Here is a 14164-nt window from a genome sequence, read left to right as displayed (position 1 = left end):
AAGAGAGCCTGGTAGCGGCTCTCGTTCAAGATGTCGCGACGGGTGTCCAGATAACGTCCTCGATCTTCTGCGCGCCGGTCGCCAGCATCGCCAGGCGGTCGAAGCCGAGCGCGATGCCGCTGGCCTGCGGCATGATGGCAAGGGCAGCCAGGAAATCCTCGTCCAGCGGGTAGCGCTCGCCATAGATGCGCTCCTTCTCGTCCATCTCGATGATAAAGCGCCGGCGCTGCTCGGCCGCGTCGGTCAACTCGCCAAAGCCGTTGGCGAGCTCGACACCGCAGCAATAGAGTTCGAACCGTTCGGCGACGCGTGGATCCCCGGGGCTCGGACGGGCGAGCGCCGCCTCGGCGACCGGATATTCGCACAGGATGGTCGCCCGCCCCTGCCCGAGGAACGGCTCGATCTTTTCCACCATCACGCGGCTGAACAAATCCGCCCAGTTGTCGTCGGGCGCTGTGCGCAGGCCGGCTTGGACCAGCGCGGCATGAAGCGCGTCCCGGTCCGTGCCGCCGTCGACGGCGACCGTGGCCAGCAGATCGATGCCGGCATGGTGGCTGAAGGCGTCCGCCACGGTCAGCCGCTCCGGTTTGGCGAACGGATCGCAATCGCGGCCACGGAAGGAAAAGCGCGTGGCCCCTGCCCGTGTCGCGGCCAGCGCCAGCAGATCGGCGCAGTCGCGCATCAGGCTTTCGTAGGTTTCGCCCACCCGGTACCATTCGAGCATGGTGAATTCGGGATGGTGCAAAGGACCGCGCTCGCGGTTGCGGTAGACCGGACCCAGGCTGAAAATGCGCTGCTCCCCCGCGGCAAGCAGTTTCTTGCAGGCGAATTCCGGCGAGGTGTGGAGATAAAGCGGCGAGCGGACGCCATCCGGCCCTACCGCTTCCGTGGCGAAAGCCGCCAGATGTGCCTCGTTACCGGGCGAGACCTGCAGCGCCGCCGTCTCCACCTCGATGAAGTCGTTACCGGCGAACCAGTCGCGCAAGGCCGCCGTCAGCTTGTTGCGCAGCATAAGGCGCGGGCGGCGATCGGCATGGACATGCGGCGTCCACCAGGGCGACGCGGCGGTCATGAGCGGATTGAAGGCATGGCGGTGCGCCCCATGTCAGTTCGCCCCCCATGCCAGTTCGCCCGCATGCCAGTTCGCCCCATGCCAGTTCGCCCCATGCCAGTTCGCATTGGGGGGCTGGCGGTTCGCGCCAAGATGCGCTAGGCCCCCATCCAGCGCCGCACAAGCCGGCAAACGCCAGTCAACTCTTGCAGGATTTAAAACCGTGGTGAAAGTCATCGCCAGTTCGCTCCGCAAAGGCAATGTCGTCGACAAGGACGGCAAGCTTTATGTGATCCTCTTTGCCGAAAACATTCACCCAGGCAAGGGCACGCCCGTGACCCAGCTCGACATGCGGCGCATCGGCGACGGGGTGAAGGTGTCGGAGCGCTACCGCACCACCGAGCAGGTGGAGCGTGCCTATGTCGAGGAGCGCGAGCACACCTTCCTCTACGCCGACGGCGAAGGCTATCACTTCATGAACCCGGAAACCTACGACCAGGTGGCGGTGACGGAAGCCGTGGTCGGCGACGCAGCCCCCTATCTGCAGGAAGGCATGCCGGTGCAGGTGTCGCAGTTCAACGGCATCGCGATCGCCCTGGTGCTGCCGCAGCGCGCCACCTTCGAAGTGGTCGACACCGAGCCGACGACCAAGGGCCAGACGGCGTCGTCCTCCTACAAGCCGGCCGTGCTTTCCAACGGCGTGCGCACCACCGTGCCGCCGCACATCGCGCCTGGCACCCGCGTGGTGGTGATGACCGCCGACGGGTCCTATGTGGAGCGGGCGAAGGACTGAGGGTAAGCCCTCGGCACTGCTTCACCGCCGAGGCGGCACAAACAACCCTCACGGTCTTGCAGACGTAGTCGCTGATAGCGATCACGCTTTGGCTGCAACCCTTCTTTTTTTCGCTTTGGCGGAGCGCTGTTCAACTGCGGCCTCCACCTCGCGCTTCAGCCGATCCTTGATGTCCGCCGTCTCGTTCATCAAGGCGTCGATCTTCAGGAAATCGAGCACCCGGTATTTGGACACCGCCGGGCGGACCAGTATGTCGGGCTGGCACTGTTTCAGCTTGTTGGCGATGATCGACTGCATCATCAGCTGCGTGGCGCCGAACATCAGGTCGACTGAGGTCGGCTGTTTGCGGTCGGCCTCTTCCGGCGCGCCGACCACGTCGACGCCGATGATGATGTCGGCATCCTTCTCGATCAGGTCGAACGGCACGGGGTTGTAGATGCCGCCGTCGATCAGCAGCCTGCCGTCGCGCGTCACCGGGCGGAAGACGGCGGGAATGGCGGCCGAAGCGGCAAGGGCCGAGTGCAGGTCGCCGTCGTCGAAGACAGCGAGCTTGTGGCCGAAATAGTCCGTCGCCGTCACCTTCAGCGGGATTTTCAATTCGGCGAAGGTTTCAGGAATGGCCTCGGGCAGGAACGCCTTGAGGATGCGCTCGACATTGAACTGGCTGACGCGGATGCCGTTTTGCATGGCCTCGGCGATCGTGCCCGGCCGCGCCCGCCACATGCGGCTCGCCACCTCGGCGCGGCGGCCAAGGATCGAGCGGGCATAGTCGTGGATATCCTTGCCGGTCATGCCGGAGGCCATGCCGGCGCCCATGATGGCGCCGATCGACGAGCCGGCTATCGCCACCGGCTTGATGCCAAGCTCGTCCAGCGCCTCGATGACATGGATATGCGCCAGGCCGCGCGCGCCGCCGCCGCCGAAAGCGATGCCAAAGGTCGGGCTCATCCCTTGCCGGCTCCCGCCAGTGGAGGCCCGACCACCATGATGGTCGGCTCCGCCGTCAGCAGCTTCTTCGCCGCCGCCTTGACCTGATCCAGCGTCACCGCGTTGATGTAACCGCTGCGGCGCTGCATGTAGTCGATGCCGAGATCGTCGAGCTGCAGCTCGACCAGCGTCGCGGCGATGGAACTCGACGAATCCAGATTGTTGATGGCATAGGCACCGATCAGATATTTCTTGGTCGCCGCCAGTTCGGCCTCGGTCGGGCCGTCCTCGGCCAGCCGCTTGACGACGTCGCGCACGATGCCAAGCGTCTCGGCGGCGCGGTCGGAACGCGTTCCGGTGGTGACGATCAGTGCGTCGGCGTGGTCCTGGTTTACCAGCGAGGAATTGACGCTGTAGGCCAGCCCGCGCTTTTCGCGCACCTCTTGGAACAGGCGCGAGGTGAAGGTGCCGCCGCCAAGGATTTCGTTCATCAGCGCGGCCGGGAAGAAATCCGGCGACGTGCGCTTCACGCCGGGCCACGTGAGCTGCAGCGAGGTCTGCGGCAGGTCGTAATTGACCTCGATATGCTGCGCCAGCCTGGGCTCGATATCGCCGACAGGGGCGAGCGCCTGGTTCGGCGGCAGATCGCCGAACACCATGTCCAGCTTCTTCTTCAGCGTCTCGGCGTCGATGGCGCCGACCACGGCGACATGCAGGCCGCCGCGCGCGAATACCGCCTTGTGCAGGGCCTTGAGATCAGCCTGAGTGATGGCGGCGACGCTCTGCCTGGTGCCCTGATCGGAGCGCGAATAGGGGTGGTCGCCATAGACGGCGCGCGCCCATCGGTTCTGCGCCACCGTGTCTGGGTCGTTTTCGTTGGCGATGATGCCGGACAGGACCTGGGCGCGGATGCGGTCGATCGGCGCCTGATCGAAGCGCGGCTCGTTGACCGCCAGCCGCAACAGGTCGAAGGCTTCGTCGCGCTGTTCGGCCAGCATGCGCATGGAGCCGTAGATGCCATCGCGGGTCTCGTCGAAGCTCATCTCGGCGCCGGCATCGTCGAGCCTGATTTGGAAAGCTTCCGAATCGAGAGTGCCGGCGCCTTCGTCGAACAGACCGGTCATCAGATTGGCCAGCCCTTCCTTGCCCGGCGGATCCTGAGTCGAGCCGCCGCCAAAGACGAGGCGGATGGCGACAACCGGCACGGAATAGTCCTCGACCAGCCAGGCCGTGACGCCCTTCGGCGAGGTGACGGACTGGATCTCCATGGCGCGGGCGGCAAGCGCCGGCAGGACCAGGAAGAGGATGGAGAGAAAGAGGGTCGCGAGGGCGTGCAGGGCCTTCCCGTCTCCCCTTGCGGGAGAAGGAAAAGCGCGGAGATGCTCGTTCATCATCATCAATTCCCCGCCTGTTGCTGCGGCAAGAGATAGCCTGACGTCGAGCGGGCCGGCACAAGATAGCGCGCGGCAACGGCCTTGACCTCGTCGGTTGTGACCTTCCGGATGCGATCCGGCCATTGCTGCACGTCCTGGACATTGCCGCCGGTGGCGAGCGTCGAGCCATAGATGTTGGCCATGGAATCCTGCTTGTCGCGGGCAAAGATCATCGACCTGACATAGCGGTCCTTGGCTTTTTCGAGCTCATCCGATGTGACGCCGTCGCTGGCGATGCGCGCCACCTCCGCATCGACCGCGGCTTCGACATCGGCCAGCTTGGCGTCGCCGCGCGGCGCGCCATAGACGGTGAAATTGGTGTCGTCGAGCATGGTGCCCTGGAAGTAAGCGCCGGCGCTGGAAGCGATGCCCTGCTTGACGACAAGCGCCTGGTAAAGCCGGCTGCGGTTGCCGCCGCCGAGAATCTCGGCGAGCAGATCGAGCGCTTCGGCCTGACCCGGCTTAGCGGTGTGATAGGAAGGCACGACCCATTGCGTCGAGAAACTCGGCACGCTGACGCGGGCGTCGGAGAGCGTGACGGTGCGCCTGGTATTCTGCTCCGGTTCGACCGGGCGCACCCGCGGCGGCAGATCCGGCCCGCGGGCCACCTTGCCGTAGGTCTTCTCGGCCAGCGCCTTCACCGTTTCCGGTTCGACGTCGCCGGCCACGATCAGCACGACGTTGTTGGGCCGGTAGTACTTGTTGTAGAAGGCGACGGCGTCGGTGCGGTTCAACTGCTCCATCTCCTGCATCCAGCCGATGACCGGAATGCGATATGGCTGGTTCTGCCACAGTGTGGCATCGACCTCCTCGTCGAGCACGGCCTGCGGATTGTTGTCGATGCGCGAGCGGCGCTCCTCCAGGATCACGTCGCGCTCGGTCTTGATGACGTCGTCGGTGAGGATGAGGTTGCGCATGCGGTCGGCTTCGAAGCTCATCATCAGCTCGAGATCCGACGGCGCCACCGTCTCGTGGAAAGCGGTGTAGTCATAGGAGGTGAAGGCGTTGTTGGAGCCGCCAATGTCGGAGACGGCGCGATCGAACTCGCCGGCCGCGTGATGAGCTGTCGCCTTGAACATCAGATGCTCGAAGAAATGGGCGATGCCGGATTTGCCCGGCGGCTCGTCGGCGCTACCGATCTTGTACCAGACCATATGGGTGACGATCGGCGCGCGGTGATCGGGAATGACGACCACTTCCATACCGTTGTCGAGCAGGAAATCCGTGATCTTGAACTCGGCCGGCAGAGTCTTGGGCGACGCAGAACTGTCGGCCAGGACAGGGCCGGCGATGAACAAGGCCAGCGAGGTCGCCAGCAGCGCCGGCCGCAGCCATTCAGTCCTGGATGTCATCGATGGCTCCGGTTTTCATGCAGCGACGATAGGCAAGGCGCTGACGACAAGCAAAGTGAATTGTTGGTCATCTTGCCGTCAAAGGCGGCGGCAAAGAGGCCACTGCTGAAAGCGGGCCTATTCAGGCAGCCTCGATGAAGCGGATGACGGTCTCGCCATAGTTGCGCTCATCAAGCACGGAAAAGCCCGGGCCTGGCTCGAAGGGAACCGCCGCCGTCTCCTCGACCACGCAGAGCGCGCCGGGGCGCAGCCAGCCGCCATCCTTGGCGGACCGCAGGGCGCGCTCGCCAAGGCCCTTGCCGTAGGGCGGATCGGCAAAGACGAGACCGAACGGCGCCAGCGTGCCCGCCTCGCCAAGGCCGGTTGCATCGCGGCGGAAGATCTTGGTGCGTCCGGTCAGGCCGAAGGCCTCGACATTGTCGCGGATCAGGCCCCGGCCTTCGGCCGATTCCTCGATGAACACGCCATAGGATGCCCCGCGCGACAGGGCTTCCAAACCAAGCGCGCCGGTGCCGGCGAACAGGTCGAGCACGCGCGCGCCCTCCACTTGCCCGGCGAAGCGATGCGCCAGAACGTTGAAGACGGCCTCGCGGGTCCGGTCGGTCGTCGGGCGGATAGCGCTGCTGCGGGGCGTCGCCAGCGGACGCCCGCGAAACTCACCGCCGACGATTCTCATCTTGTGCGGGGACCCTTGGGGCCGCCGCGCGGCCGCTCACCGCCACCGGCGCCTCCTGGACGCTCGCCACGCGGCTTGCCGAATGGCTTCGCACCGCCTGGTTTGTCGGCGGGCTTGCCATATGACGGCTTGAACGAGGCCTTGCGCGCTTTGTTCTCGGCCGCCTTGGCCGCATCGGCCTCCGCCCTGCCCTTGCCGATCGGCCGGGCTCCCGGCGCCATCCAGACATTGGCCTTGCGCTGGCCTGGCGGCTCGATCGGCCGTTGCTCGCGTTCGGATTTCTTGCCGCCGCGAGGCTTGTCACCGAATCCGCCGCGCGGCTTGTCGCCAAAACTTCCACGCGGCTTATCGCCAAAGCCGCCACGCTCCGGTCGCGGACCGCGATCGCCGAAGCTCTTTTCTGCTCTCTCGCCTCTGTCGGGACTCGTCGACAGTTTGCCGAGCGCCTCGTCGCGGCTGCCTTCCCGGCGTTTGCGGTTCTTGATCAGCCCGCCCTCGCCGATCGGCCGTCGCTCGCCGTCTCGCGTAAACTTCGGCCGTTCGGGCTCGGCCTCGCGGACTTCGGTGCGCCGCATGGGCTGGTTGGAAAACGGTTTTGTTATCTCGGCGTCGAAATTGGCGCCGGATTCCTCGACCAGGCGCTCGCCAAGCTGGTCGCGCAGCACTCGGCCCTTGATCTCCAGCACATGACCTTCGGGGAGATCCTCGAGCTGGAACGGGCCGTAGGAGATGCGGATCAGCCGCGTGACGTCGAGGCCGAGCGCGCCGAGGATGTTCTTGACCTCACGGTTCTTGCCCTCGCGCAAGCCGATCGTCAGCCAGGCATTGGAGCCCTGCTCGCGATCGAGGCTGGCTTCGATGGCGCCGTAGAAAACGCCGTCGACGGCAATGCCTTCGCGCAGGCCGGCGAGCGCGCTTTCCTCGACCTTGCCGTGGACGCGCACGCGGTAGCGGCGCAGCCAGCCGGTGGCCGGCAGTTCGAGCACGCGCGACAGGCCGCCATCATTGGTCAGCAGCAGCAGGCCTTCAGTGTTGATATCGAGCCGGCCGATGGTCATCAGCCGCGGCAGCTCGGCCGGCAGCACGTCGAAGACGGTCTTGCGGCCTTCGGGGTCGCGGTTGGTGGTGACGACGCCGGCCGGCTTGTGGAACAGGAACAGGCGCGTGCGTTCGATCGGCGGGATTTCCATGCCGTCGAGATGGATGATGTCATTGGGCATGACGTTGAACGCCGGCGAGGCCAGCACCCGGCCATTGACCTTGACGCGGCCGGCGGCGATCAGTTCCTCGGCATCGCGGCGCGAGGCGAGCCCGGCGCGTGCCAGCCGCTTGGCGATGCGCTCGCCGGCTTCTTCGGTTCCTTCGGCTGGTCGCGGACGTGGCTTGAAACCACCGCCCGATGCACCCTGGGGCCGATCACCGAAATCACGCTTGGGTCTGTCGCCTCCAAAGTCGCGCTTTGGACGGTCAGCAAAATCCCGCTTCGGACGATCTGTGAAATCACGCTTGGGACGGTCAAAGCGCTTTTCGCCGCCGTCGGCCGAAGCAGAAAACGGACGGTCGCCGCGCGGCGCGTAGGGTTTGCGCGGGCCTTCACGCTTCTCATAAGGCTTGCGTTCGCCTTCGGCCGCCATGGGACGGTCGCCACGCGAGGCATAGGGTTTGCGCGGCCCTTCACGCTTCTCATAAGGCTTGCGCTCGCCTTCGGCGGCGATCGGACGCTCGCCGCGCGGGGCATAGGGCTTGCGCGGCCCCTCGCGCTTTTCATAAGGCTTGCGCTCGCCTTCGGCCGCCATCGGACGGTCGCCGCGAGGCGCGTAGGGCTTGCGCGGGCCTTCGCGCTTTTCGTAAGGCTTGCCTTCTGGGCGCGGTCCCTTGCTGAACGGCCTGTCACCGCCCTTGAAGTCCCGCTTCGGCCGGTCCCCATCGGCGGCCATCGGCCGATCGCCACGCGGGGCATAAGGCTTTTTCGTACCAAAGGACGGCTTCCCGCCCTTGCTGGCGTCGCGGCCACGTGCACCTGCCGATTTCGGGCCACTCCTGCCCGGGCCGCCTTTGCGCGGAGATTTCTTGTCGTTGTCGTCCATGTGGCCTTTGTCCGTTTGCGCTGCTACAGCGTGGCACATCCGTTCGGCGCGCAACGAACGCTGTAGCATTTTTGATTTGGCGCATGATCATTCCCGAAAATCGAGTCCGATTTTCGGGTTGATGCGCTCCATAACAGGATCACCGCCGGGTGGCGAGGATATAATGGGAAGACAAACCGCTTGAAGAGGCCGGATTTCATGGCGCTGGCGCTGCAGGAGGCCGAAGCTGCAGCCTTGCGCGGCGAAGTGCCGGTCGGCGCGGTGATCGCCAATGGCGGCACGGTCATTGCCAGTGCCGGGAACCGCACGCGCGAGCTTGCCGACCCGACGGCGCACGCAGAGATGCTGGTGATCCGTGAAGCCTGCGGCAAACTCTCGAGCGAGCGGCTCACCGGCCACGATCTTTATGTGACACTGGAACCTTGCGCCATGTGCGCCGGAGCCATCTCCTTCGCCAGGCTGCGCCGTCTCTATTTCGGCGCCGCCGACGAAAAGGGCGGCGCCGTGGTCAACGGCGTACGCTTCTTCACTTCTTCGACCTGCCATCACACACCCGATATCTATCCGGGCATGGCCGAAACCGAAGCGCGCCTGCTGCTGAAGGATTTTTTCAGGGGGCGTCGAGACTGAGCCAAGGCCGCGCACGACAAGGCGGCGCGACTGTTCTTACAGCGACGGCAACCAGTCGAACCAGCCGCCCTTCTTGCCCTCGGCCTTTGCCTTGAGGCGGCGCTCCTTCTTGTACTCGTCTTCGCCGAGTTCGTTCTGCGGCGCGGCATCGGAGGCGACACGGTAGGGCAATGGCGGCTCGCTGAGATATTTACGCGTGTTGGGGTCGCCCTGCTTGCTTTCGGCAAGGCGGCGCTGGATCTCGGCAGCGCGGCCCTTGTCGGAATCGGCGGGTTTCCACGCCGGCGGGTGGCTGGATCCTGATTCAGCCATCGCCCTTTTCACCGAAGCCGGATCCGTCTGCACGTCGTCGACGATCTCCGCCTGGTAGGCTGGGTCATTCTGGTGCGCGGTGGCGTCGGCGCGCAGGCGCGCGCGGCGCTGCTCGGGCGATTCGGGCCAGCCGGCGTTCGCCGTCTGAATGCTTTCCTGCGGGGCAGGCAGCGCTTCCTTCTGGCCGGGTGCCGGCTTCACCAGAGTGGGACGCGGCTTGTAGTCGATCGGGTCCTTGTGCTTCGGCGCGAAGGAAACGGCGCCTGTCAGATCGCCGGCCAACTGTTCGGCAGCGGTCTTGTCGGTGCCATAGGTCGGAGAGCCCATGCAGCCGGACAAAGCGAGGCCCGATACGACAAGCGGCGCCAACAGCGCAAGGCGCGCGTTATATCTCTCGGTCATGCCAAAAAGTCCCACTCTAGACAGCCTCTCGATCGCACCGGCTTTGTATCCGGTCCCCATCGTGCAAGCACTTGCGACGGAAATCCGGCGACAATTTGTCTTCCGGAGTTTCGCGTGTTTACCTCAACCACTCGTTAAGGGCAACGCGCGGCCAGATCTCCACCGTTCGGCGTGGCATTTGTGCACTTCTTTGATCTGGTGCCTGTCATTTGTCCCAAAACCGCTGCGCACTTTTGGGCGACAGGCACGCGCTTGATCTGGTGCCTGTCGTTTATCCCAAAACCGCTACGCACTTTTGGGCGACAGGCACGCGCTTGATCTGGTGCCTGTCGTTTATCCCAAAACCGCTACGCACTTTTGGGCGACAGGCACTAGAGCCTTCCCAGCGCCTTCAACTCGTGCAGCACGGCGGCATCACGTGCCGAAACATCCGGGAATTCCGGATCCTGCCCGACATCGGCCGTGTAGCGCCAGGAACGCGCGCATTTGACCAGTCCGCGATCCTCCGCTTTCTCGACCACCACGGCGACGCCCTTGACATCGTCGAGGGCAAAGGCGGTTTGCGGCGCGTGGCCATGGGCAATGACCAGATCGCTGGTGATCGCCATTTCAGCCATGTCGACGTCCGATATCGCCGCCTCGAGCGCCGCGTCGTTGATCGTGACCACCGGTACAGCCTCCAGCGAGGAGCCGATCACCTTCTGGGCACGCGCAATCTCGAGCGCGCCGGTGACGACGCGGCGCACCTGCCTGACTTTGCGCCATTTCTCCGCCAGCGCCTCGTTCTTCCAATTCGCAGGGATGTGCGGGAACTGGTCGAGATGTACCGAGACCGCATCGGGATGACGGTCGAGCCAGGCCTCTTCCATGGTGAAGGGCAGCATCGGCGCCAGCCATCTCACCAGGCAGTCGAAGAGATGGCGCACCACCTGGACCGAGGCCTTGCGCTTCACGCTCGACGGGCCATCGCAATAGAGCGCGTCCTTGCGAATATCGAAATAGAAGGCCGACAGCTCGACCACCATGAAATCGAGCAGTGCGCGCGTGATGCGCTTGAACTCGAAGGCGTCGTAGCCCTGGCGCACCACCTCGTCGAGCTCCGCCAACCGGTGCAGCATCAGCCGCTCCAGCTCCGGCATCGTCTCCAGGGGCACGTCCTCACCATCGTCATGGGCGAGCGTACCCAGCATCCAGCGGATGGTGTTGCGCAGCTTGCGATAGGCATCGATGTTGGTCTGCAGCACGTTCTTGCCGAGCCGCTGGTCTTCCCAATAGTCGGTCGTCACCACCCAGAGCCGCAGGATATCGGCGCCGGACTGCTTGATCACATCCTGCGGCACGACCGTGTTGCCGAGCGATTTCGACATCTTGCGGCCATCCTCGTCCATGGTGAAGCCATGGGTGACGACGGTGTCGTAAGGCGCCCTGCCCCTGGTGCCGCAGCTTTCGAGCAGTGAGGAGTGGAACCAGCCGCGATGCTGGTCGGAGCCTTCGAGATAGACATCCGCCGGCCACTTCAGGTCGGGCCGGTCTTCCAGGGTGAAGACATGGGTCGAGCCCGAATCGAACCAGACGTCAAGAATGTCCATCACCTGCCGCCATTTGGAGGCATCGTGATTGCCGAGGAAGCGCTCCTTGGCGCCGGGCGCGAACCAGGCGTCAGCGCCCTCCGCCTCGAAGGCGTCCATGATGCGCTGGTTGACCGCCTCGTCCTTCAGCACGTTGCCGTCCTCGTCGGCGAAGACGGCGATCGGCACGCCCCAGGCGCGCTGGCGCGACAGCACCCAGTCGGGGCGCTCCTCGATCATGGCGCGGATACGGTTCTGGCCGGCGGCCGGGACAAAGCGCGTCTCGTCGATCGCCTTCAGCGCGCGGCTGCGCAACGTGGTGCCATCACCGAGGTCCTTGTCCATGTAGACGAACCATTGCGGCGTGTTGCGGAAGATGACCGGCTTCTTCGAACGCCATGAATGCGGGTAGCTGTGCTTCAGCCGGCCGCGCGCGAACAGCGCGTTGCGCTTGATCAGTTCGTCGATGACCGCCTGGTTGGCGTTGCCCTTCTTGCCGTTGTCGTCGATGACGCGCGCTGGTCCGCCTTCGCGGTCCGGGCCAAAGCCCGGCGCGTCCTTGGTGAAGAAGCCGGCATCGTCGACGGTGAACGGGATCTCGGTGTCGATGCCGCGTTGGCGCAGCGCCGGCGCGGCATCCATCCAGGCATCAAAGTCCTCGCGGCCATGGCCGGGAGCCGTGTGCACGAAGCCCGTGCCGGCATCATCGGTGACATGCTCGCCGGCGATCATCGCAACCGGGAACTCGTAGCCGCCACCGAGGCCCTTGAAGGGATGCGAAAGCACAAGATTTCCAAGCTGTTCTGCGCTGATGCCGTGAAGGCGCTTCAACGTGACCTTGGCCTTGGCCTGGCTTTCCTCGGCCAGGGCATCGGCAAAGATCAGCTTCTCGCCCGGCTGCGGGCCAAACGCATTCTCGGCCGCCGTCACCTCGTAGAGGCCATAGGCGACGCGCGGCGAATAGCTGACGGCGCGGTTGCCAGGGATGGTCCATGGCGTCGTCGTCCAGATGACGACATGGGCATCCAGCAGGTCAAGCGAGTGCCCGCTCAGGTCCGGATCGAGCTCCGCCGGCTGCCCGTCCACAACACTGGCGAGGACGAGATTGGCCACCGGAAACTTCGCCCAGATCGTGTCGGACTCGTAATCCTGGTACTCGATCTCGGCCTCGGCGAGCGCCGTGCGCTCGACGACGCTCCACATCACCGGCTTCGAACCGCGGTAGAGCTGGCCAGACATGGCGAATTTCAGCAATTCGCCGGCGATGCGCGACTCGGCGTGGAAGGCCATGGTCGTGTAAGGGTTCTTGAAGTCGCCGATGACGCCAAGCCGCTGGAACTCGCCACCCTGCACCGAGATCCAGTGCGCGGCGAATTCACGGCATTCCTTGCGGAATTCGTTGACCGGCACCTCATCCTTGTTCTTGCCCTTGGCGCGGTACTGTTCCTCGATCTTCCATTCGATCGGCAGGCCGTGACAATCCCAGCCGGGCACATAATTGGAGTCATAGCCGCGCATCTGGAACGAGCGGGTGATGACATCCTTGAGGATCTTGTTCAGCGCGTGGCCAATGTGGATGTTGCCGTTGGCGTAGGGCGGGCCGTCATGCAGCACGTATTTCGTGCGCCCGGCCGCGCTCTCGCGCAGCTTGCGGTAGAGGTCCATGTCCTGCCAGCGCTTGACAAGCACGGGCTCCTTCTCGGGCAAGCCGGCGCGCATCGGAAACTCCGTCTGCGGCAGGTAAAGGGTCTTGGAATAGTCGATCGTTGATTGGTTTTGGTCGGTCATTGGTCTGCCATGTGCATGCCGGGCCACGTGGCTTGCGGCTTGGAATTTTACTTTATACGCATGCCGTTTTCCCAAACCGGGCCACTTCTGGGCGACATGCCTTGATGATCTGGAAAAGCGCGAGAGGCCGCGCGCAATAGTCCCGGCTGCTCCAACAGCCTTCAGGCTGCCGGGAACACCGGGCTGGTAATTCGTATCGTCGGCGCGCGAAGGCGCGAAAAGCTCGTCATTGCTGGGCTTTTAGCGGAGAAGAGCGCAGGAATAAAGCGTCTCGTTCGATTCACTTACATCTTGAAGTCGAAGCGATAGGTGGTCGACACGCCGACCATGAACTGGTTGCGGTCGCCGCGCTCCTTGACCAGGCTGGAATCGGCCGCCGGACCTTCGAGGCGCGAATATTCGCCAAACAGGCTGGCGGTCATCGGATCGGTCACCTTCCAGGTCACGGCACCGCCGAGGCCGACGGATTTCAGGCCGCCGCCGGGATTGTACTGGCTCAGCCCCGAGGCCACGGCTTCCTGCGCGTTGACGCCATAGTAGGCATCGAAATAGTTCGCCGAGGCAAAAGACACGCGTGGGCCACCCGAAATCCTGACGGTTGGCGTGACGTCGTAGAAAGCATCGGCGGCGATATCAGCGACAAAGCCATTATGGGCACGGATGCCGTGCCGCAATTCGGCACGTGCGCGCATCCAGTCCGTCGGGTAGAATTCGAAGAAGCCGCCGACCTCGCCGCCCCAGCGCACCGGGTCCAGCCCCTTGAGTTCGTCGGCATCGCCGTCGTCACGCGAGAACAGGTACTTGCCGGTCAGGCCCGCGCGGACGCCGCCATCGTCGACGAGCGCCAGCGAAATGTTGTCGTTGCGCGACGTGAAACGCGCCTGGGGACCGGCCTTGCCCAGCGAAATGATGGGCTGGGCGCTCAGCATGTACTTCTTGCCGCCCTCGAAATTGGGCGCCACCATGCCGGTCGCGCCGACTGTCAGATACCAATCGCCGGACAGCCAGCCGAAAGCGCCATCGCCGGCCTCGGCCGCGCCTGACGTAGCCAGCATGACGGTAGCCAAGGCTGCAGAAATCTTCCCGACCGGACTCATGGCCACTCCACTAACGCGATACGGCGACAGCTTTGACGAGGCTTTGGT

11 protein-coding genes are annotated in these 14164 nt (G+C 64.6%); 2 read left to right on the top strand and 9 right to left on the bottom strand.

What is annotated here, in order from left to right; translation table 11 throughout:
- Positions 1 to 25 precede the first annotated feature (25 nt).
- Positions 26 to 1072 carry an EF-P lysine aminoacylase EpmA gene (gene epmA / locus EN861_RS13365; RefSeq protein ID WP_135863920.1) on the bottom strand — a complete coding sequence of 349 codons (1047 nt, stop codon included), beginning with the start codon at positions 1070 to 1072 and terminating at the stop codon, positions 26 to 28.
- Positions 1073 to 1274: 202 nt separating this feature from the next.
- Here epmA and efp point away from each other — a divergent pair, with 202 nt between their 5' ends.
- Positions 1275 to 1844, top strand: coding sequence for an elongation factor P (gene efp, locus EN861_RS13360; RefSeq protein WP_127276735.1), 570 nt, complete (start codon positions 1275 to 1277; stop codon positions 1842 to 1844).
- An 81-nt stretch (positions 1845 to 1925) separates the two neighbouring features.
- Here efp and EN861_RS13355 read toward each other — a convergent pair whose 3' ends face one another.
- The 5 genes from EN861_RS13355 to EN861_RS13335 form a co-directional block, all read right to left on the bottom strand.
- On the bottom strand, positions 1926 to 2792 hold the full coding sequence (locus tag EN861_RS13355; RefSeq protein WP_135863918.1) for a patatin-like phospholipase family protein: 867 nt from the start codon (positions 2790 to 2792) through the stop codon (positions 1926 to 1928).
- Positions 2789 to 4165, bottom strand: a complete 1377-nt coding sequence (locus EN861_RS13350) for a pitrilysin family protein (protein ID WP_135863916.1) — start codon at positions 4163 to 4165, stop codon at positions 2789 to 2791. Before EN861_RS13350 ends, EN861_RS13355 begins: the two co-directional genes overlap by 4 nt.
- Before the next feature lie 2 nt (positions 4166 to 4167).
- Positions 4168 to 5556: a pitrilysin family protein gene (locus tag EN861_RS13345; protein ID WP_135863914.1), complete on the bottom strand. Its 1389-nt coding sequence runs from the start codon at positions 5554 to 5556 to the stop codon at positions 4168 to 4170.
- 121 nt (positions 5557 to 5677) lie between these two features.
- A complete protein-coding gene (gene rsmD, locus EN861_RS13340) occupies positions 5678 to 6232 on the bottom strand; it encodes a 16S rRNA (guanine(966)-N(2))-methyltransferase RsmD (protein WP_127276744.1) in 555 nt (184 codons plus the stop codon).
- Positions 6229 to 8319, bottom strand: a complete 2091-nt coding sequence (locus tag EN861_RS13335; RefSeq protein ID WP_135863912.1) for a pseudouridine synthase — start codon at positions 8317 to 8319, stop codon at positions 6229 to 6231. The genes rsmD and EN861_RS13335 overlap by 4 nt, the downstream gene beginning before the upstream one ends.
- 180 nt (positions 8320 to 8499) lie before the next feature.
- On the opposite strand from EN861_RS13335, the gene EN861_RS13330 reads away from it, so the two are divergent.
- Positions 8500 to 8949, top strand: coding sequence for a nucleoside deaminase (locus EN861_RS13330; RefSeq protein ID WP_135863910.1), 450 nt, complete (start codon positions 8500 to 8502; stop codon positions 8947 to 8949).
- A gap of 36 nt (positions 8950 to 8985) precedes the next feature.
- Here the strand turns inward: EN861_RS13330 and EN861_RS13325 are convergent, their stop codons facing one another.
- The 3 genes from EN861_RS13325 to EN861_RS13315 form a co-directional block, all read right to left on the bottom strand.
- The gene (locus EN861_RS13325) at positions 8986 to 9663 is read right to left on the bottom strand and encodes a hypothetical protein (RefSeq protein ID WP_127276750.1); all 678 of its coding nucleotides are present in this window, start codon (positions 9661 to 9663) and stop codon (positions 8986 to 8988) included.
- A gap of 371 nt (positions 9664 to 10034) precedes the next feature.
- Positions 10035 to 13019 (bottom strand): isoleucine--tRNA ligase, encoded by a 2985-nt coding sequence (gene ileS / locus EN861_RS13320; protein ID WP_135863907.1) that lies wholly within the window; start codon positions 13017 to 13019, stop codon positions 10035 to 10037.
- Between the two features lie 284 nt (positions 13020 to 13303).
- Positions 13304 to 14116 (bottom strand): MipA/OmpV family protein, encoded by an 813-nt coding sequence (locus EN861_RS13315; RefSeq protein ID WP_135863905.1) that lies wholly within the window; start codon positions 14114 to 14116, stop codon positions 13304 to 13306.
- Between the last annotated feature and the right edge of the window lie 48 nt (positions 14117 to 14164).

It is taken from the genome of Mesorhizobium sp. M8A.F.Ca.ET.218.01.1.1 (assembly GCF_004791165.1).
In the GTDB taxonomy this organism is placed as follows: Bacteria; Pseudomonadota; Alphaproteobacteria; order Rhizobiales; family Rhizobiaceae; genus Mesorhizobium.
Note: the sequence above shows the minus strand (reverse complement) of the source record. Positions and strands in the feature narration are given on the sequence as shown.

Coding starts and splice junctions, on each gene's coding strand:
- epmA (WP_135863920.1), bottom strand. CDS start 1,072: ATGACCGCCGCGTCGCCCTGGTGGACGCCGCATGTCCATGCCGATCGC.
- EN861_RS13355 (WP_135863918.1), bottom strand. CDS start 2,792: ATGAGCCCGACCTTTGGCATCGCTTTCGGCGGCGGCGGCGCGCGCGGC.
- EN861_RS13350 (WP_135863916.1), bottom strand. CDS start 4,165: ATGATGAACGAGCATCTCCGCGCTTTTCCTTCTCCCGCAAGGGGAGAC.
- EN861_RS13345 (WP_135863914.1), bottom strand. CDS start 5,556: ATGACATCCAGGACTGAATGGCTGCGGCCGGCGCTGCTGGCGACCTCG.
- rsmD (WP_127276744.1), bottom strand. CDS start 6,232: ATGAGAATCGTCGGCGGTGAGTTTCGCGGGCGTCCGCTGGCGACGCCC.
- EN861_RS13335 (WP_135863912.1), bottom strand. CDS start 8,319: ATGGACGACAACGACAAGAAATCTCCGCGCAAAGGCGGCCCGGGCAGG.
- EN861_RS13325 (WP_127276750.1), bottom strand. CDS start 9,663: ATGACCGAGAGATATAACGCGCGCCTTGCGCTGTTGGCGCCGCTTGTC.
- ileS (WP_135863907.1), bottom strand. CDS start 13,019: ATGACCGACCAAAACCAATCAACGATCGACTATTCCAAGACCCTTTAC.
- EN861_RS13315 (WP_135863905.1), bottom strand. CDS start 14,116: ATGAGTCCGGTCGGGAAGATTTCTGCAGCCTTGGCTACCGTCATGCTG.